10 protein-coding genes are annotated in these 21975 nt (G+C 47.7%); all 10 read left to right on the forward strand.

The window, feature by feature from the left end:
• The first annotated feature begins 30 nt into the window (after nt 1–30).
• The 10 genes from ACO6VG_RS23825 (at nt 31) to ACO6VG_RS23870 (ending at nt 21593) form a co-directional block, all read left to right on the forward strand.
• The gene (locus tag ACO6VG_RS23825; RefSeq protein ID WP_422475930.1) at nt 31–2022 is read left to right on the forward strand and encodes a hypothetical protein; all 1992 of its coding nucleotides are present in this window, start codon (nt 31–33) and stop codon (nt 2020–2022) included.
• A 100-nt stretch (nt 2023–2122) separates the two neighbouring features.
• On the forward strand, nt 2123–4540 hold the full coding sequence (locus ACO6VG_RS23830) for a hypothetical protein (protein ID WP_422475932.1): 2418 nt from the start codon (nt 2123–2125) through the stop codon (nt 4538–4540).
• A gap of 201 nt (nt 4541–4741) precedes the next feature.
• Nucleotides 4742–5725: a transposase gene (locus ACO6VG_RS23835; protein ID WP_422475934.1), complete on the forward strand. Its 984-nt coding sequence runs from the start codon at nt 4742–4744 to the stop codon at nt 5723–5725.
• A 454-nt stretch (nt 5726–6179) separates the two neighbouring features.
• On the forward strand, nt 6180–8477 hold the full coding sequence (locus tag ACO6VG_RS23840; protein WP_422134591.1) for a hypothetical protein: 2298 nt from the start codon (nt 6180–6182) through the stop codon (nt 8475–8477).
• Between the two features lie 108 nt (nt 8478–8585).
• Entirely contained in the window at nt 8586–10736 is a 2151-nt protein-coding gene (locus tag ACO6VG_RS23845; RefSeq protein WP_422475936.1) for a tetratricopeptide repeat protein, read from the forward strand.
• A gap of 66 nt (nt 10737–10802) precedes the next feature.
• A complete protein-coding gene (locus ACO6VG_RS23850) occupies nt 10803–12935 on the forward strand; it encodes a tetratricopeptide repeat protein (protein ID WP_422475938.1) in 2133 nt (710 codons plus the stop codon).
• Nucleotides 12936–12998: 63 nt separating this feature from the next.
• Entirely contained in the window at nt 12999–15299 is a 2301-nt protein-coding gene (locus ACO6VG_RS23855; RefSeq protein WP_422134594.1) for a hypothetical protein, read from the forward strand.
• Between the two features lie 49 nt (nt 15300–15348).
• Nucleotides 15349–17463, forward strand: a complete 2115-nt coding sequence (locus ACO6VG_RS23860; protein ID WP_422411087.1) for a hypothetical protein — start codon at nt 15349–15351, stop codon at nt 17461–17463.
• 70 nt (nt 17464–17533) lie between these two features.
• Nucleotides 17534–19450, forward strand: coding sequence for a hypothetical protein (locus tag ACO6VG_RS23865; protein ID WP_422475940.1), 1917 nt, complete (start codon nt 17534–17536; stop codon nt 19448–19450).
• Between the two features lie 19 nt (nt 19451–19469).
• On the forward strand, nt 19470–21593 hold the full coding sequence (locus ACO6VG_RS23870; protein WP_422475942.1) for a hypothetical protein: 2124 nt from the start codon (nt 19470–19472) through the stop codon (nt 21591–21593).
• Nucleotides 21594–21975 lie beyond the last annotated feature (382 nt).

A 21975-nucleotide genomic window follows, 5' to 3' on the forward strand; every position in this document is an offset into this window, starting at 1 on the left:
AAGTGAAAGTTTCAGGGAATTAATGAGGCTATGAATTACGGATTACCAACAACAACCCGTTCCGCGCCCCTTTCGTGCACCGCAACCGTTGCCAGATCTCAGCCGCTGCAATATTGTGCCTCAAGTTCAAATGCCACCACTGAAACAACAAAGCCTCCGTTTAAGTTAAACCCGAAAGCGCCAGCGTTTGTTCCACGGATGCAACCTGTTCAGGAAGATCCGGGCGCACCCTCAAATATCCTGGACCGGCGAGCAAAGGCATACCAGTGGCCGTCTCCCGGGACGTTCCACCAAAGGGTGAATAAATCCTGTCCTGAAACGGCTAAAAGGATCAATAGCGCTTTCAAACTATTAAAAAAACAAGATTACATAAATGCAGAAGCAGCATTCCAGACCATCTTGCAAGATGAACCATTGAATGAATTCGACCACCAGAGAACCGTCATAGGGCTTGCAAGATCGCTGAAAGAACAAACCTCGGAAAAGAAGAAAGAAGCCCTTACTCGTCTGGAAGAACTCAGGGTGAATGGTACGTTCACCGAGTCTGGAGCTTCAACCATTCGTAACCTTGATCTGACCATGAGCCTCTGCGAACAGGCACTTGGACGGTTCCATGATGCGCAAGCACGACTTTTAAGGTTGAGAAACAAAGAGCCCGATGCAAACGAGGAGACACTTTGCCAGCACTCTGGCTATTTTGACGCTGATATCGCTAATGCACGACTATGGGAGCATATGAGAAAATACCAGCTGGCAGAAAAACTGCTGTTGGGCATGAAAGCAGGACTGATTAATAAGCTGCAGTCGAATCCACACGCTGCCATAGTAGAAAAACTGCATAATTACCTCGATAGCGTAAATATAACCCTGGTACGGCACTGGCAAGAGCAGTGCCAATATGATCGGGCTGAAGATCTGTTGCTGAACATGGGTGGCAAGCACCTCGATGAAAGTATCGAGACCCTTTGCAAACCCTCTGGGCATCATGACATAGACCTGGTACGACACTGGCAGGTGATGGGTAAATATGAATGGGCTGAAAAACTGCTGCTCAACATGAGTGGCAAAGACTCCAAAGACGGTATCGAGAGCCTCTGTACACCCTCTGTGCACCCCGAATTCAATCTGGCTCTGGCGCTTCTCTGGCAGGAGACAGGCAAACATCAACTGAGTGAAAAACTCTTGCTCAATGTCATTTACAAGCACCCCGATGACACTGAGGAGATCCTGTGCAAGCCCTCTGGAAAACATGAGATTGATCTGGCTCTTGCACGACTCTGGGAGCTAATGGGCCAATATCAACGGGCCGAAAGGCTGCTGCTGAACATGAGTAACAAGCGCCCCGATGCCGCTATAGAAGAACTTTGCAGGCCCTGTGGAAACTATGACATTGACCTGGCTCTGGCGCTGCATTGGGAGATAGAGAACAAACATCATCTAACTGAAGGGCTGCTGCTGAACATGAGCAACAAGCACCTCAACGACAGTGAGGACAGCCTGTGCATGCCTTGCGGGAATCATGATATTGATCTGGCTCTGGTACGCCTCTGGCAGATGATCGACAAAGATAAACAGGCTGAAAAACTGATTGAGCGTTGCTGTGACTTATACCATTCCGATGAATGTGAATTATCACATTTGTCCTTATCTGTCGGGAAAGCAAGTTTTATGGAGGTGATTAACAGGTATCCGGAAAGTGCCAATCAGTTGTTGGTTATCTCAATCCATTATTTTGCACTGGCGTGTAAGGAGATATCAGAAGCCAGTCCCAAGTCAGGAGAGGAAAACCTCATTAAGGCGCTTGAGCATGTGGAATTAACACTTGAGAGGTACCCCCCGACTGCTGGAGCTTATTCACAAAAAGCGCACTGTCTCAGAATGATGGGGAAAAATGAGGAAGAATGGGGGGAATACTTTCAAAAAGCCAATGCCCTTGACTCCGCCCGCAAATATAAGGGTAAAACGGACGCCTGGCGAAGCAACGAATACGCGGCTCTTCAAAAGGTACTGGTTCAGACATGAGCGTGAACTTTTATGTCCATTGATTGTCCAACCATTACCCCACTGCCTGAACCTGTTACATTCAGACAGGCGTACCGCTTTCCAGAGAGTTTAAATGGTTATGAATTACGGATTAACAACAACCAGTGCCGCCGCAAGTTCGGGCACCTCGACCACTACGGCATCACAACCGAAACAGGATTATGCGTCAGGTACTGATACCCCTGCGACAACAGAGACTGGATTTACCTTTAACAGGAGAACTCGAACGTTTATTCCAGGTGCTCCGCATCATCATGGTGTTCACAAACGTTCGAACAGGACTGCAAATATTTCAGAACGACAAGCAACTGCAAACCGGAAGTCTACTTCCCGTCCGTTTCAACCAGCTGTCAGGGAAGCCTCTTCACAACTGATTGCAAAAGAGATCGATAGTGCTTACGCAATACTCAATAATCAAAATTTCATAGGTGCAGAAAAAGCATTCCGGATCATCTTAACCGACAATTGGGGCGAACTGACTACGTTCGAAAAGGAGAACACAACCGTAGGGCTTGCAAGATCACTAAAAGAGCAAACCCGCGAAAAACAGATAGAAGCCTGCTCTCTTCTGGAAGAACTCAGGTTGGAAGGTAAACTCAGCTGGTTTGGGGCTTCGACCATTTGTAACCTTGACCTGACCCTGAGTCTTTGCGAAGAGGCCCTCGGAAAGCAACTTGAGGCTGAAACACGACTTTTGAAACTGAGAAGAGTAAGTCCCAATGCCGATGAGAGAGCCTTGTGCAAGTCTTCTCGCTATTATCCCGCAGATATTAATAATGCCCGACTGTGGCAGTCTATGGGCAAAAACACTCAGGCTGAAAGGCTCCTGCTGAACGTCAAAGCAGATCTGATCGAAAGGCTGCAGTCAGAACCCTCCGCTGCAATTGCACCAAAGCTGCAGAAATACCTCGACAGCGTAAATATGGCGCTGGTGCGACTCTGGGAAGTGATGAATAAACATGAATCGGCTGAAAAACTGCTGCTGATCATGAGTCGCAAGCATCCCAATGACAGTGAGGAGGCTCTGTGCAAGCCCTGTGGGCATCTTGACACTGACCTGACCCTCGTACGACTGTGGCAGATAAAAGGCAAAAATAACCGTGCTGAAAAGCTGCTGCTGAACATGAGTGGTAAGCGCCCCGGTGCCAGCGAGGAAGAACTGTGCAAACCCTGCCGTAAGCATGACATTGATCTGACTCTGGTAAGGCATTGGGAACTGACAGGCAAAAATAAATTGGCTGAAAAGCTGCTGCTGAAAATGAGTGGCAAACATCCCGATGCCAGTGAAGAGATTCTCTGCAAGCCCTGCTGGCAGCGTAAAATTGACCTGACACTGGTGCGACATTGGGCGGCTAATGGCAAACATAGCCTGAGTGAAAGACTGCTGTTGAACATGATTCACAAGCACCCCGATGACGATGAGGACATCCTGTGTGAGCCCAGCGGACATCATGATATTGACTTGGCTCGGGCGAAAATCTGGCAGGATATGGATAAAACTGAACGAGCTGAAAGACTGCTGCTGAACATGAGTGCCAAGCCCCTCAATGACAGTGAGGAAAGCCTGTGCAAACCCTCTGGTCATCATGACATTGATCTGGCTCTGGCACGACTATGGCAGATAATGGGCAAACATGAACGGGCTGAAAGACTACTGCTGAACATGAGTGGCAAGCAACCCGGTGCCAGTGAAGAGATTCTGTTTCAGCCTTGCTGGAAAAATGTCATTGATCTGACCCTGGTGCGACAATGGGATGTCATGGGCAAATATAAATGGTCTGAAAAACTGCTGTTGAACATGAGTGGCAAGTCCTCCTGTGCCAGTGAACAAGAACTATGCAGGGCCTGTGGCCATAACGACATTGACCTGGCTCTGGTGCTACTCTGGGAAAAACTGGAAAAACATGAGCTGGCTGAAAAACTGCTACTGAACATGAGTGGCAAGTCCGCCAATGACAGTGAAGAAAGCCTTTGCATACCCTTTGGCCAACATGACATTGACCTGGCTCTGGTTCGACTCTGGGAGATGATGGGCAAACATGAATGGGCTGGAAGGCTGCTCAGGCGTTGCTGTGATTTATATCATACGAACGAATGTGAATATACGCTGTTATGTTTTTCTGCGGGGCAAGCAGGATTTATGGAAATGATTGGCAACTATCCAGAAACTGCCAATACCTTGCTGGTCACCTCGATCCACTATTTCAACCTGGCTTGTAAGCAGATAACAAATGACGACCCGGAGTCAGGAAAGGATAGCCTTGAAAAGGCGCTTGAGATTGTTGAGTCAATACTGAAAAAGTACCCTCTATACACGGGAGCTTATTCGCAAAAAGCGCATTGTCTCAGGATGCTGGGCAGAGGTGAGCAAGAATGGAGGGAATGGTTTGAAAAAGCAGCATCCCTTGACCCCGGTCGGCTTTATAAAGAGAAAACTGATTTGTGGCGAAACAACGAAGCCACTGCTCTGCTGAAGTTGCGCAGTCTCAAAGTTTAAAAAAAGAAAAAAAGACACCCATAAATTTGCTTTACCATCCACCTGGTCTACTTTTCACCTACAACTGATTTTTTGTCCAGACAGGTGAGTTCATGGCCCAAGCTCGCAGTGGAAGAAAAAAAGACACCCATAAATTTGCTTTACCATCCACCTGGTCTACTTTTCACCTACAACTGATTTTTTGTCCAGACAGGTGAGTTCATGGCCCAAGCTCGCAGTACCCTGATTGATCCCGGCTCAACGCCTTATTACCACTGCATGGCAAGATGTGTTCGTCAGGCTTACCTCTGTGGAGAGAACCACCTGACTGGCAAGAGTTACGAGCATCGCCGCCAGTGGGTGGTGGATAAACTCCGGGAACTGGTTTCTGTCTTTGCTATCGAAGTCTGCGCTTACGCTGTCATGTCGAATCATTATCATGTGGTTTTGCACATCAATCAGTCATCTGCCAGAGGCTGGTCACGGAATGAAGTGCTTCATCGTTGGACGACCTTGTTCGCAGGCCCACTTCTGGTGCAAAGGCATCTGGCCGCTGACAAACTGGGCAGCGCTGAATTGGCCCGTATTGATGAATATGCTGAGGAATACCGGCGTCGTTTAACGGATATCAGCTGGTTTATGCGCTGCCTGAATGAATGTCTTGCTCGTAAGGCCAACAAAGAAGACGAGTGTAAAGGACGCTTCTGGGAAGGACGCTTTAAAAGCCAGGCATTGCTGGACGAAGCAGCCTTACTGACCTGCATGACCTACGTTGACTTGAATCCGATTCGGGCTGGTAAGGTAGAAACACCGGAAGCATCAGACTACACGTCGATTCAGGAACGCGTGGAGCAGGTTACACATTCTGAGACTAAAAAACAGCCGCTGACCCTGAAACCTTTTTGTTCGCAGGGCCAGAATACGGACGTTGCCCTTCCCTACCTTCTTCACGACTATCTGGAACTGGTTGACTGGAGTGGTCGCATTGTCAGAACAGACAAGAAAGGTTCCATCCCGTCGTGCACCCCTCCGATTCTTGAAAGATTGGAAATTGATCCGGATGAGTGGCTGAAAACCATGCAATGGAATAATCGTTTTTATCGGGCAGTTGGCCGTCTGAAGGCGATGAAGGCTTATGCACTTGAAGCCGGACAGAAGTGGCTTCGAGGTTTAAACGCCTGCAGGCGGTTGTATCTGACAAGTTAGCGTAGAAGTCAGTTAAGAAATTAAACACTTTCTCTTTATCCCTCCTCGACTTTAAGTCGGAATAAGTTTGTGTCGTCTGAACATGGCTCGAGCAGCCTCTGTTCGTCGAATGCTCCTGTGTGGCTCGCTGATAGGCTATTCGAAGATAGGTTTTCAGATCCTTTTTTGGGAATACAGTTTTTAAATGTCTTATTTATTTAATGGGTGTCTTATTTTTTTTATGGGTGTCTTATTTTTTTTTTTTTATCCCTTGACCCCGGACGGGCACACAGGGGTAAAACTGATTTTTGGCGAAGCAACGAAACCACCGCTCTTCAAAAGGTGCAGGCCTCACAGGTTAAATAGATAACCCTGAACTTTTTTGTCCGTTGACTGTCCAAAAACTACCTCTTCTGTCTACAGGCAACACATTCAGGCAAACGGGGTACCCATTTTCCAGAGAGTTTCAATGGCTATGAGTTACGGATTACCAACAACAACCAGTGCTGCCGCGAGTTCGGGCACCACGACCAGTCCGGGCACTGTGACATCGCAACCGTCTCAGTATTGTGCGTCAGGTTCATATGCTGATGCGGTAAAAAAACAACCATCTACCTCAGACCGGGAAGCTAAATCTCTTGCTCCGCGAGCCCAACTTCTAAAAGATGTTCATCAACCGTCGAACAGATCCTCAAATATTTCAGGCCGGCAAGCAACTGCATACCGGGGGCGTACTCCCCGGACGTTTCAACCAGTGGCGAAAAGGCCCTCTTCTAAAGCTATTGAGAAAAATATCAATGAGGCTTACGCAATATTCAATAATAAAGATTTCATAGAGGCAGAAAAAGCATTCCGACTCATCTTACACAAATACCAGGGCCTACTGAGTTCATCCGAGAAGCAGGACATAACCATAGGTCTTGCAAAATCGTTAAAAGAGCAAACCTTCGAAAAACGGAAAGAAGCCTGCTCTATTCTGGAAGAACTCCGGCTAGATGGAAGATTCACCAGGTTCGGGGCTTCAACCATTCATAACCTTGATCTGGCCCTGAGCCGCTGTGAAGAGGCACTTGGAAGGAACTTTGCAGCCGAAAGACGACTTTTGAGACTGAGAAGAAAAAATCGCAATGCCGATGAGAACCAGCTGTGCAAGTCTTCTCGCTACTATGCCGCAGATATTTCCAATGCCCGACTCTGGCAGTCTATGGGCAAACACACGCTGGCTGAAACACTCTTACTGAACATAAAGACAGAGCTGATTAACGAGCTGCAGAAAACACTATACGCGCCTAAAGCAGCAAGATTGCGTAAATACCTTGATACCGTCAATTTGGCTCTGGGAAGGATCTGGCCGTTGATGAACAAGCAACAACAATCTGAAGAGCTTCTTCTCGAAATGATTGGCAAGCGCTCCGATGACAATGAGGACAAGCTCTGCAAGCACTCCGATCGTAAAGACATTGACCTGGCTCTGGTTATTATCTGGCTGGATTTTGACAAGCGTGAACGGGCTGAGAGACTGCTGCTGAGCATGAGTCGCAAGCATCCCGATGACAGTGAGGAGATTCTGTGCAGGCCCACTGGCCATCAAGGCATTGACTTGGCTCTGGTGCGAACCTGGGAACAGACAGACAAAAATAAGCTGGCTGAAAAACTGCTGTTAAACATGAGTTGTAAGCACCTCAATGACGATGAGGAGGTCCTGTGTAAGCCCTCTGGGCATCATGACACTGATCTCATTCTGGTGCGACTCTGGCAGAAGTTATACAAACATCAAAGAGCTGAAAAGCTGCTGCTAAACATGAGTAAAAAGCACTCTTGTGCCAGCGAGGATGAACTGTGCAAGCTCACTGGGAATCATGAAATTGACCTGGCTCTGGTTCGACATTGGGAGCTGACGGGCAAATATAAATTAGCTGAAAAGCTGCTGTTGAACATGAGTGGGAAGCATCCCGTTGCCAGTGAAGAGATTCTGTGCAAGCCCTGCTGGAATTATGTCATTGATCTGACTCTGGTGCGATTTTGGGAGGTTGTGGGCAAATATCACCTGAGTGAAAGACTGTTGTTGAACATGATTGGCATGCAACCCAATAACACTGAAGAGATCCTGTGTGAGCCCAGTGGACATAATGATCTTGACCTGACTCGGGCGCGACTCTGGCAGATCATGGATAAACCTGAACGGACTGAAAGGCTATTGCTAAACATGAGTAGCAAGTCCCTCAATGTCAGTGAAGAAAGCCTCTGCAAGCCCACTGGTCATCATGACATTGATCTGGCTCTGGTATGTGTCTGGGCAAAGACAGGTAAACATAAATGGGCTGAAATACTGCTCAGGCGTTGCCGTGATATGTATCAAACGAATGAATGTGAATATACGCTGTTAGCTTTATCTGCAGGGCAGGCAGGATTTATGGAAATGATTAGCAACTATCCGGAAAGTGCCAATACCTTGCTGGTTACCTCGATCCATTATTTCAGCCTGGCGTGTGAACAGATAGCAGAAAAAGGTCCGAAGTCAGGAAACGATAACCTGATGAAGGCACTTGAGATTATTGAATCGGCACTGGAAAAATACCCTTTCAATGCGGGAGCTTATTCACAAAAAGCGCATTGTCTCAGAATGCTGGGAAGCAGTGAGCAAGAATGGAGGGAATGGTTTAACAGAGCAGAAATGATCGACCCCGGCCGGGCATATAAGGTTAAAACTGATTTTTGGCGAAGCAACGAAACCACTGCTCTGCAAAAGTTACTGGCCTCACAGGTTAAGTAGATAGCCATGAACTTTTTTGTCCATTGACTGTCCAACGACTACCCCGTCTGCCTGAAGGTGTCACCTTCAGGCAGACGGGGTAATGTTTTCCAGAGAGTTTAAATGGCTATGAGTTACGGATTACCAACAACCAGTGCTACCACAAGTTCGAACTCAACGACCACTTTGGCATCGCAACAGTCACAGTATGGTGCGTCAGGTTCAGATGCGGCTGCAGCAACAGGGCGCAGGCTTACCTTAAATCCGGAAGCGCCAACGTTTATTCCAGGCAGGCGACTTCATCAAGGTGTACAAGAACGTTCGAACATACTCTCAACTCTTTCAGACCGTCAGGCCTCTGAATACCAGGGGGTTACTCCCCGGACCTTTCACCCGGGCACTAAGAGCTCATCTCCTGAAGCTATTGAGGAAGAGGTCAGTGATGCTTTCGCAATACTCAATAACAAAAATTTCACAGAGGCAGAAAAAGCATTCCGGATCATCTTACACAAAAACCAGGGCATACTGAGTTCATTCGATAAGCAAAACATAACCATCGGTCTTGCAAGATCGCTAAAAGAGCAAACCTTCGAAAAACAGATAGAAGCCTGCTCTATTCTGGAAGAACTGAGGTTAGATGGAACATTCACCAGCTTCGGGGCTTCGACCACTTATCACCTTGATCTGACCCTGAGCCTCTGTGAAGAGGCACTTGGAAGGCACTTTGACGCCGAACTACGACTTTTGAGACTGAGAGAGAAAAGGTGCAATGCCAATGAGGAGGTCCTGTGCAAACCTTCTCGCCATTATGCTGCAGACATTACTAATGCCCGACTATGGCAGTCTATGGGCAAACACAGGCTGGCTGAAGCACTCCTGATGAACATACAAGCAGAGCTGATTAACGAGCTGCAGTCAAAACCATACATTCCTGATACATCAAAACTGCGTAAATACCTCGATACCGTCAATGTGGCTCTGGGACGAATCTGGCAGTTGATGGACAAACATCACCAGTCTGAAGAGCTGCTACTGAAAACAAGTCACAAGCGTCCCGATGACCCTGAGGAGATTCTGTGCAAACCCACTGGCCAGCGAAGCATTGATCTGGCTCTGGTGCGAATCTGGGAAACAATGGACAAAAATGAGCTGGCCGAAAAACTGTTGCTGAATATAAGTGGCAAGAACCCCAATGACAACGAGGAGACCCTCTGCGGGTCGTGTGGAGATCATGACCTTGATCTGACTCTGGCACGGCTCTGGCAGATAATTGGCAGACATAAACGAGCTGAAAGACTGCTGTTGAACATGAGTGGCAAGCATCCAGGTGCCAACAGGGAGACCCTTTGCAAGCCCTGTGGGAATGGTCAAACAGACCTGGCTCTGGTGCGATATTGGGAGCAGATCGGCAAAAATAAATTGGCTGAAAAACTGCTGCTGAACATGAGTGGCAAGCATCCCGATGCCAGAGAAGAGATCCTGTGCGTGCCCTGCTGGCGGCATGTCATTGATCTGAGTCTGGTACGACACTGGCAGAATACAGGCAAATATAAACGAGCTGAAAAACTGCTGTTGAACATGATTGGCACGCACCCCAGTGACATTGAGGAGATCCTGTATGGGCCCAGTGGAAATTATGATATTGACATGGCTCGGGCGCGACTCTGGCAGGTGATGGGTAAACCTGAACAAACTGAAAGACTGTTGCTGAATATTTGTAACAAATCTCTCAATGACAGTGAGGAAAGCCTGTGCAGACCCTGTGGTCATCATGACATTGATCTGGCTCTGGTATGCTCCTGGGAAATGATAGGCAGAAACAAATGGGCTCAAAGGCTGCTCAGGCGTTGCCGTGATTTGTATCAGACGAATGAATGTGAGTATATGCTCTTAACCCTATCTTCCGGGTGGCCCGAATTTATGGAAATGATTAGTCACTATCCGGAAAGTGCCAACACCCTGCTGGCTACCTCAATCCACTATTTCAAACTGGCTTGTGAGCAGATAATAAAAGAAGGTCCGGAGGCAGGAAACGATAACCTTAATAAGTCGCTTGAGATTCTTGAATCGTTACTGGAAAAGTACCCTTCCAATGCGGCAGCTTATTCGCAAAAAGCGCATTGTCTCAGAATGCAGGGCAGAAGTGAGCAAGAATGGCTAGAATGCTTTGGCAGAGCAGAAGCTATTGACCCCGCTCGGGTATATAAGGTTAAAAGTCATTTTTGGCGAAGCAACGAATCTACCGCTCTTCAAAAGGTGCTGGCCTCACAGGTCAGATAGATATCAGTGAACTTTCAGACCCGTTTGCCGTCCAAGAGCATAAGTTTCCAATCATTTTAGATTGCTATGAGTTACGGACTACCTCCAATCACCAACCCTGCGACCAGTGCGACACCGCAACCGCCACAGAATGCAGATTCTGTAACAACAGAACGTCGATTTACCTTAAACCCGGAAGCCGCTCCGTTTGTTCCTCGTAATCAGGGTGCTGATCAATGGAACACCCCCTCAAATATCAGAGACCGACAAGCCACTGAACGCAAAACCGATGTACTTCAGAAGTTTCATCGATGGAGAGAGAAACCAACATACCCTGATGATACGGTAAAAAGGATAAATGACGCTTACGATGCACTGAAAACACAAAAATTCAGAAGTGCAGAAGTGGCATTTCAATCCATCTTATGCATAGACCAGGACATACTGAGCCAATACGACTACCAAAAGATGCACATAGGGCTTGCCAGGTCTCTGAATGAACAAACCCGGGCTAAACAGGAAGAAGCATGTTCCCTTCTGAAAGAGCTCAGATCGAAGGCACCGCTCAATGAGTTCGGGGCCTCGATCATTCATAACCTTGACCTGACCCTGAGCCGAAGTGAACTGGCACTGGGACGATACCTTGATGCAGAAACACGACTTTTAAGAATGAGAAACAAAAAGCCCGATGCCGATGTGAAAGCACTGTGCGAGCCTTCTGACGATTTTGACGCTGATATGACTATTACACGAGTTTGGCAGTTTGTGGAAAAACACACGCTGACTGAAACACTCCTGCTAAATATGAAAACAAGGCTGACTGAAAAGCTGCAGCAGAAGCAATCCGCTGCAGCTGTTGAAAAACTGCATCAAAAACTCCGTACCGTAAATATTGTTTTGGTGCGACAGTGGGAGCAGACGGGCCAATATAAATTGGCTGAAGAGCTGTTGCTGAACGTGAGTGGCAAGAACCCCAATAACAGTGAAGAAGAACTGTGTAAACCCTCTGGGCAGTTCGACCTTGATCTGACCCTGGCGCGACTTTGGCAGACTGTCGGCAAACATAAACGAACTGAAAAACTGCTGCTGAACATGAGTAACAAGCCCCCTGATGCCAACGAGGAGACCCTTTGCACCCCCTGTGGGAATTATCTGACTGACCTGGCTCTGATGCGGTATTGGGAGCAGGTAGGCAACAATCAATTGGCTGAAAAGCTGCTGCTGAAAATGAGTGGCAAGCATCCTGATGCCAGCGAGGAAGAACTTTGCAAGCCTTGCTGGCACCATGAGATTGATCTGACTCTGGTGCGATATTGGGAGGTTGTTGGCAAATATACACTCGCTGAAAAACTCCTGCTGAACATGACTGGCAAGCATCCCGGTGCCAGTATAGACAGCCTGTGCAGCCCCTGTGGGAACCTGGAAATTGACCTGGCTCGGGTGAGACTCTGGCAAATGATGGGCAAATATCAATGGTCTGAACAGCTGATGCTGAAGATGATTGGCAAGCCCCCCGGAGCTATTGCGGAAGAGTTGTGCAAGCCATTCGGGCATCATAACATTGACCTGACCCGGGCACGACTCTGGCAGAATATGAACAAATTTGAACTGTCTGAAAGTCTGCTGCTGAACATGAGTGGCAAGCACCTCAATGCCGATGAAGACAGCCTGTTCAAGCCTTCCGGGAATCAACAGATTGACCTGGCTTTGATAAGACTATGGACCGTTATGGGCAAATTTGAAGAGGCTGAAAGACTATCCAGGCGTTGCTGTGAGTTATATCATTCGGATGAATGTCAATTAACCCTGTTGGGCTTGTCTGCCGGGAAAGCGGGATTTCTGGAAATGATCAGCCGCTATCCGGAAAGTGCCAATACCTTGCTGGTTACCTCAATCCATTATTTCAGTCTGGCTTGTAAGCATATAACAAATGATGACCCAAAGGCAGGCAGCGATCACCTTATGAAGGCGCTTGAGATTGTTGAATCGGCACTGGAAAAATACCCTGTCAATTCGGGAGCTTATTCACAAAAAGGGCATTGTCTCAGAATGCTGGGTAGAAGTGAGCAAGAATGGAGGGAATGGTTTAACAGAGCAGAATCCCTTGATCCCGGACGGGCCTACAGGAGTAAAACTGATTTTTGGCGAGGCAACGAAGCCACTGCTCTTCAGAAGTTAAGGGGTCTCACTAAAAAATTACCTGATCAGGTACCTGGGTAAGCATGAACTTTTTTGTTCGTTTGCTGTCCAAAGGCATAACTTTACAAGTATGTTGTGTGACTTATGAGCTACGGATTAACAGCAACCACCGGCACCACGGACAGTTCGACAATACAACCGCCAGGGTATCGTGCGTCAGGTTCAGATCGGGATGCGACCGAAAAGAGCCAATCTTCCGCACGCACGAACGTTCCAACGTTTATTCCGCGTTGTCCGCATGCTCAACGTGGTCACCAATATCCTGACAGATCAAATATCAGGGACCGGCAAACAAAGGCAAGCCAAAACCCTTCACTACAAACGTTTCAGCAAAGCGATAGTGCGACACCACCCAAGAGTGTTAAAAGAGCAAAAATCAATGACGCCTTTAAAGAGCTGAGCAAACAAAAATTCAGCAATGCAGAAGAAGCATTTCGGACCATCTTGAAGGAAGACAAGAATAAACTGAGTGATCGCGAATGGAAAAACCTGACGATAGGACTTGCAAGGTCGCTCAAAGAGCAAACCCACGAAAAACAGAAAGAAGCCTGCTCTCTTCTGAAAGAGCTCAGGTTGAAGGGAAGGTTCACTGCGCACGGGGCTTCGACCATTCCTGACCTTGATCTGACCCTGAGTCTCTGTGAACAGGCACTTCGACATTACGCTGATGCTGATGCACGACTTACAGCATTGAGAAACATCAAGCCGGATGCCGATGAGGAGACCCTGTGCAAGCCTTCTGACAATTTTAACGCTGACATCGCCAGTACACGACTATGGCAGCTTATGAAAAAACACACACTGGCTGAAACACTCCTGCTGAACATGGAAAAACAGCTGATAACTGAGCTGAAGTTGAGACAATCCACTGTAACTTCCACTGAAACTACCGAAAGACTGGATAAATACCTCCATATCGTAAAAATTGCTCTGGTGCGACTCTGGCAGGGGAAAAGCCATTACGAAAAGGCTGAAGGTCTGCTGCTGAACATGAGTGGCAAACACCCGGGTGCCAGCGTAGAGGTGCTCTGCAAGCCTTGTGAAAATCGCAACGTGAATCTGACTCTGGCAATAGTCTGGCAGGAAATGGGCAAATATCAACTGGTTGAAAAGCTGCTTCTGAACATGAGCGGTAAGCCCCTCAATGCAAGCGAGGACATACTGTGCAAACCCTGCAGGCATCATGACATTAACATGGCTCTGGCTGTGCACTGGGTGGTGTCGGGCAAAAATCACCTGGCTGAAAAACTGCTATTGAACATGAGTAACAAGCCCTCCAATGCCAGTGACAGCGCCCTGTGCAGACCCACTGGACAGCTTGATATTGATCTGACTCAGGCACGAAATTGGGAGGTAACAGGAAAACATCATCTGACTGAAAAACTGCTACTGAACCTGAGTGGCAAGGACCCCAAAGCCAGTGAATATCTCCTTTGCCAGGCTTGTGGGCATTACAAAATTGACATAACTCTGGCGTATCACTGGGAACATGGGGGCAAACACAGATTGGCCGAAAGGCTGCTGTTGAGTATGTGTGGCAGACACCCCAATAACCTTGAGGAAATTCTGTGCAAACCCTCCGGGCACTCTGAGATTGACCTGTCCCTAGTGATACTCTGGCAGGAGTCGGACCAACACGAACGGGCTGGAAAGCTGCTGCTGAACATGAGTAACAAGCATCCCGATGCCAGTGAGGATATTCTGTGCCAACCCTCTGGCCATGATGCTGTCGATCTGGCCCTGGTGAGATATTGGCAGACAACAAAAAAATATCATCTCGCTGAGAAGCTACTGCTGAAGGTGAGTGGCAAGCATCCCGATGCCAGTGAGGACATTCTCTGCAAACCTTGCGGACGTCATGACATTGATCTGGCTCTGGTTCGCGTCTGGGAGATGATTGACAAACATTGGCTGGCAGAGAGGCTGATTAAAAATTGCAGTGAGTTATATCAATCCAAGGAGTGTCAGCTCACACTCCTGGTCTCATCTTGCGAGCAACCGGGATTTATGGAACTGGTTAGCCGCTATCCGGAAGGTGAAAGTAGATTGCTGGCCACTTCAATCCATTATTTCACTCTGGCTTGTGGACAGATAACAAATGATGAACCGGAGTCAGGAAATAAAAACCTGAGTAAAGCCCTTGAGACTGTGGAATCACTCCTGGAAAAGTACCCCACCAGTGCGGCCGGTCTTTCACAAAAAGCGCATTGTCTCAGAATGATGGGTGCCACCGTTGAGGAATGGAAGAAATACTTCAAAAAAGCCACTTCCCTCGCCATCAACCGTGGGCATGTGCGTAAAACTGAGTTTTGGCGAAGAAACGAAGCTACTGCTCTTCAGAAGCTGCAGGGGCTCAAAGCGCAAATGGATCACAAGGAACTTTAATATCCGTTAACTGTCCAAGAGCCTAGTTTTCCCGGAAGTTTTGATTGCCATGAGTTACGGATTTACAGCAACAGCCAGCGCCACAAGCAATACGACATCACAACCGTCACAGAATCGTGCGACAGGTTCAGAGCATACCTCTAACCTTAACCCTGAAGCTCCAGTGTTCATTCCACGTGCTGAACGCGTTCAACGTATTGATGATCGTTCCAACAGGCTCCCAACTATTTCTGGCAGGCGGGTCACTGCAGATGAAACCTTTGCTTCCCGGACATTTCAGCAAAGGACGAATGTTTCCTGTCCTGATGCCATTACAGAAGCGATCAACAAGGCTTTCGAAGCACTGACAAATAAAAAATTCATAGATGCAGAAGCAGCTTTCCGGCTCATCCTGGACAAAAACGAGAGCAGCTTAAGTACATTCGAGCACCAGAACTTAGTCATTGGACTTGCAAGGTCTCTAAAAGAGCAAACCTACTCAAAACAGAAAGAGGCCTGCTCTTGTCTGGAAGAACTCAGGTCGAAAGCACCGCTCAATGACTTCGGGGCCTCGACCATTCATAACCTTGACCTGACCTTGAGCCGATGTGAAGAGGCGCTGGGACAGTATATTGATGCTGAAAAACGACTTTCGAGACTGAGAAACAAAAAGCCTGATGCCGATGAGCTGTCCCTGTGTGAACCTTCTGACAATTTTGACGCTGATATTGCTAATGAACGACTATGGCAGCTTATGGAAAAGCACACACTGGCTGAAACACTGCTGATAAAACTGAGAGCAAAGCTGATGTCCCGGTTGCAATTGACCTCACTAGCTCCCACTGTCAAGGCACTGCGTAGAAACCTTCATACCGTAAATCTCGCTCTGGCAAGACACTGGCAGGTAATGGGCAAATACAAATGGGCTGAAAGCATGCTGCTGTGCATGACTCGCAAGCACCCCGATGACAGTGAGGAGATCCTCTGCAGGCCCTCTGGAAAAAATGATATTGATCTGGCTCTGGCACTACTCTGGGAATTGATGGGTCAATACGAACGGGCTGAAAGACTGCTGCTGAACCTGATTGGCAAGCACCCTGATAACGGTGAGGATATCCCGTTAAAGCCCTCTGGAAAATATGATTTTTATCTGGCTCTGGCACGACTCTGGCAGATAATGAGCCAAGATAAACGGACTGAAAGGCTGCTGCTGAAGATGAGTGGCAAGCGTCTCGATAACAGTGAGGAGATCCTGTGCAAGCCTTGTGGGAATTATTACACTGACATGGCTCTGGTGCGACACTGGCAGATATCAGGCCAACATGAACGAGCTGAAAGACTGCTGCTAAACATGACTGGCATGAATCCCGGTGACGACGAGGAGACCCTGTGCCAGCCCAGTGGGCATTGTAATATTGATCTGACTCTGGTGCGACACTGGCAGCTGATCGGCAAACAAGAACTGGCTGAAAAACTGCTGCTGAACATGAGTGGTAAGTGCCCCGCCGACAGTGAGGAGAATCTGTGCAAGACCACTGGCAGAAATGCTATTGATCTGGCGCTGGCAATACTCTGGCAAGTCACGGGTAATCATGAACGGAGTGAAAGACTGCTGCTGAGTATGAGCGGCAAGTCCATCAATGACAGTGAGGACAACTTGTTCAGACCTTCCGGGAATCAAGAGCTCGACCTGGCCCTGGCTCGAACCTGGCAAAAGGCTGGCAACTATGAGTCAGCAGAAAAACTGCTTAGTCGTTGCTTCGCCTTGTATCGTTCGGATGAATGTGCATCAGCACTGTTGTGTTTATCGATTGGACAATCAGTGTTTATAGAAAGGATGGCCCTGTATCCGGACAGCGCCAATAAACTGCTGGCAGCTTCCTTACACTATTTCAATCTGGCTTGTCGGCAAATAATAAAGGATGGCCCGAAGTCAGGAGACGATAACCTTAACAAGGCTCTTGCGCTTGTTGAATCAGCATTGGAGAAGTACCCTCCGAGTGCAGGCGCTTTTTCGCAAAAAGCACACTGCCTGAGAATGATGGGTGCAGCAGAGCCTGTATGGCGGGAGCTGTTCCTAAAATCAACATTCCTTGAACCCTTTCGTGCAGTGAAGGACAAAAACGACTGCTGGCGAATCATGGAATCAGCTGCCCTCCAGAAGATAAGGGACGTCACAGACTGAATGGATCAAGATGAACTTTTATCTCCATTAACTGTCCAAGAGCATAGTTTTTCAGCAGAGTTTGATTGCTATGAGTTACGGATTACCGCCAGTCAAGAGCAACGCAGCCCATTCGAGCGCTGCCGTTGGTTCGGCTGCTGCCGCCAGTTCGACAACAACCTGTTCGACAACAACCCGTTCGACAACAAAAAGCAAATACACCTTAAACCCTGAAGCTTCAGTATTTATTCCGCATGCTCAGCGTGTTCATGAGCATTCGGTCAAACTTTCAGACATTAAAGACCGACAGGCAGCGGCATGCCAAACGCTTATACCCCAGACACTTTCGCAATGGACCGAGCCAAAAGACTCTGCGGATATTAAAGGCAGAATCAATGATGCATTCAAAGAACTGACAAAACGAAAATTCATCGATGCAGAAACAGCATTCCGGAACATTTTAAACGAAAACCAGCAGATACTAAGCACATTTGACTACCAGAACGCTACCATAGGGCTTGCAAGGTCGCTAAAAGAGCAAACCCGAAAAAAACAGCTGGAAGCCTGCTCTCTTCTGGAAAAACTCAGGTTGACTGGATCGTTTACCGAGTTCAGGGCTTCGACCATCCATCACCTTGATCTGACCCTGAGCCGATGTGAACAGGTACTGGGAAAATACCTTGAAGCTGAAACACGACTTATAGCGCTGAGGAACCTGAAGTCCGATGCCGATGTTCAGGCACTGTGCACGCCTTCTGGCAATTTTGACGCAGATATTACTAATGCCCGACTGTGGCAGTTGATGAAAAAAAACACGCTGACTGAAGCACTTCTGATGAACATGGGAAAAGCACTGTTTACAGAGCTGCATTCAAACCGGTCCGCTGTCACTTCACAAAAACGGCACAGCTATCTCCATACCGTAAACCTGGCTCTGGCTCGAAACTGGCAATTGACGGGTAAATATGAATGGGCTGAAAACCTGCTGCTTAGCATGATTGTTAAACATCCCAATGCCAGTGAGGAGGTACTGTGCAGCCCCTCTGAGCATCGTGACATTGACCTGGCTCTGGCGCGCGTCTGGCAGATGATGGGCAAATCTGAACGCACTGAAAGACTGCTGCTGAACATGAGTGGCAAGCACCCTGATGGCAGCGAAGAAAGCCTGTGTAAGCCCTGTCCACAGCATGAGATTAATTTGGCTCTGGCAATACTCTGGCAAGAGATGGACAAACATGAAATGACCGGAAAGTTGCTGCTAAACATGAGCAACAAGCATCCCGATGACAGTGAAGAAAACCTATGCAAACCTTGTGCGCATCATAACACTGACCTCGCTCTGGCAAGACACTGGGAGGTAATAGGCAAACATACACTGACTGAAAAGCTGCTGTTGAACATCAGTGGCAGGAACCCCCATGACAGTGAAGACATCCTGTGCAAGCCCTCTGGGCAACATGACATTGACCTGGCCCTGGCATGCATCTGGCAGGTGACGGGCAAAAATGAACTGGCTGAAAGACTGCTCTGGCGTTGCAGCAAATTTTATCATTCGGATGAATTTCAATTATCTCTGTTATGTCTGTACGCCGGGCAAACAGGATTTATGGAGATGATTAGCCATTATCCTGAAAGTGCCAACACATTGCTGGTAACCTCGATCCATTATTTCAATCTGGCTTGTGAACAGATCATCAATGATGACCTGAAGTCAGGAAAGGATAATCTCAATAAAGCTCTTCAATATGTTGAATCAGTTTTGGAGAAGTACCCCCTGAATGCAAGCGCTCATTCACAAAAAGCCCACTGTCTCAGAATGATGGGCGCCAGTGAGGAGGTATGGCGGGCCTGTTTCAATAAAGCCAGCTTACTTGACTCCAGCCGGACACATAAGAATAAAAATACGTCCTGGCGAAGCTGCGAATCTGCTGCTCTTCAGAAGGTGTTAAGCCACAAAGAGCAAGTAAATAAACATGAACCTTTATGCCCATCAGATTCAGAGGCATAGCCAGAGAGATTAGATTGCTATGAATTACGGATTACCACCAACAATCAGCACTGCGACCGGAACAATATCGCAACCTTTACAGCATCGTGCCTCAGGTTCTGACCATAATGCAACAAAGCGTCCATCTGCCATAGACCCGAAAGCTTTAGTGTTTAATCAACCTGCTCAGTGTGCCTGGGAACATTGGAACAGACCCTCCAATATCAGGAACCGGCAAACAACTGTATTCCAATCGCGCTTTCCCCGGGAGTTTCAAACAAGGGCGAATGCCCGTTGTCCTGAAGCTATTCAAAAACAGATCGATAGCGCTTTCGATGAACTAATAAAAGAAAAAAATTTTATCAATGTTGAAAGAATGTTCCGAAGGATCATACAAAATGGCAGGGCCGTACTGGGTGAATTCCACTACCAAAGCTCAGTCATAGGGCTTGCAAGATCGTTGAAAGAACAAACCTACGAAAAGCTGAAAGAGGCCTGTTATCTTCTGGAAGAACTCAGATTGACCGGAACCTTCACTGAGTACGGGGCGTCAACCATTCATAACCTTGATCTAACCCTGAGCCGCTGTGAACAGCTACTTGGAAGAAACCTCCACGCTGAAGCACGACTTTTAGCTCTCAGTAACAAAAAGCCCAATGCTAATGTGCAGACGCTGTGCAAACCTTCCCGCAATTACGAAGTTGATATTTGCCTGACCAGGCAGTGGCAGCTGTTGTACAAATATGAGCTGGTTGAACCGCTACTTCAGAACTTAAAGTCAGAGCTGACTGAAAAGCTGCGGTTATCGACGTTTCCTCGCACCATAAAGAAACTAAGTAAATACCTTCATACCGTCAATATTTCTCTGGTAAGACTCTGGCAGTGTAAGGGTGAGCATAAACCGGCTGAAAGTCTGCTGCTGCAAATGAGTGGCAAGCCCCTCAATGCCTCTGAGGAAATCCTTTGTACTCCCTGTGAGCACCATGACATTAACCTTTGCCTGTCGCGACACTGGCAGATAATGGGCAAACATCAATTGACTGAAAAGCTGCTGTTAAACATGAGCAACAAACGCCCCGATGACACCGAGGATGCCCTGTGTAAGCCCTGTGCTTATCATGATGTCAACCTCTGTCTGGCGCGGCACTGGCAGCTGATGGGCAAATATAAAATGACTGAAAGACTCCTGCTGAACATGAGTGGCAAGCATCCTGATGCCAGTGTCGAGGCCCTCTGCAAGCTCTGTGGGAATTATGACACTGACCTGACTCTGGTGCGACACTGGCAGGTAATGGAGAAGCATGAACTGGCTGAAAGACTGCTGCTGAATATGAGCGGCAAGCACCCCAATGCCAGTGAGCTGTCTCTGTGCCTGCCCTGCGGGCACCACGAAATTGACCTGACTCTGGTACGACACTGGCAGGGAAGAAGCAAATTTGCGTGGGCTGAAAGGCTGCTGCTGAACATGACTGGCAAGCACCCTGATGCCGGTGAAGAAGTCCTTTGCAAGCCCTTTGGGCATTATGAAATTGACCTGGCTCTGGTGCGACTCTGGCAGTCGCTTGGCAAATATGAACTGGCTGAAAGACTGCTGCTGAACATGACTGGCAAACACCCCGATAATAGTGAAGAGAGCCTGTGGCAACCTTCCGGGCATCATGACATTGACCTGGCTCTGGCGCGACTCTGGCAAACGGCTGGCAAAACGGAACCGGCTATAAGACTGCTTCAGCATTGCTATACAAGATATCGTTCGGATGAATGTGAATCGGCACTGTTTAAATTATTCATTGGGCAAGTAGGGTTTATGGAAATGATTGCCGGGTATCCGAAAAGTGCCAACACATTGCTGGCGACCTCGATCCACTATTATGCTCTGGCTTGTAAGCAGATAAGCAAAGATGGCGCGGCGGCAGGAAAAGATAACCTTAACAAGGCGCTTGAGTTTGTGGAATCCGTCATAAAAAATTACCCTCCAAATGCTGGAGCTTATTCGCAAAAAGCCCATTGTCTCAGGATGATGGGGGCCAGTGATCAAGAATGGAATAAATGGTTCTCAAGAGCACGATCTGTCGACCCCTTCCGTGTACCGACAGAAAAAAACGGATACTGGCGATGCATCGAATTTGATGCCCTTGACAAGGTACGAGCTTCCAAAGAGTAACCAAGACTGAAAAAAGCCTGAAGAACTGAGGGTTTAGTTGCGTATATTCTGGTGACGACACGATCTCTGAAGGGGACAATTTCGTAACGAACCTTGATATAAAAGAGTGAGTGTTTACTCGCCAGCAGGTATGACTGCAAGCTTGTTAACTCGAGCTGAATGATTCCCGCCTTTGCGACAGCCTCCTTCGCGGAAATAACGACCTCCTACTCTTTAGCACATAGCGGTAGTTTGCATTTTGTGGTGCGCAATATTGCTCGTGAAGAAATAGAAGCTCTTGGGTTTTAATCCTTTAGATGAAAAACATAACGTAAGTACTTACTGATTACGAGAGCCTTATCTACTTTGAGCAGCAACATTAATAGTAATTCTACGTAGTGTC

Source organism: Endozoicomonas sp. ALB032, from assembly GCF_049310125.1.
Taxonomy (GTDB): Bacteria; Pseudomonadota; Gammaproteobacteria; order Pseudomonadales; family Endozoicomonadaceae; genus Endozoicomonas_A.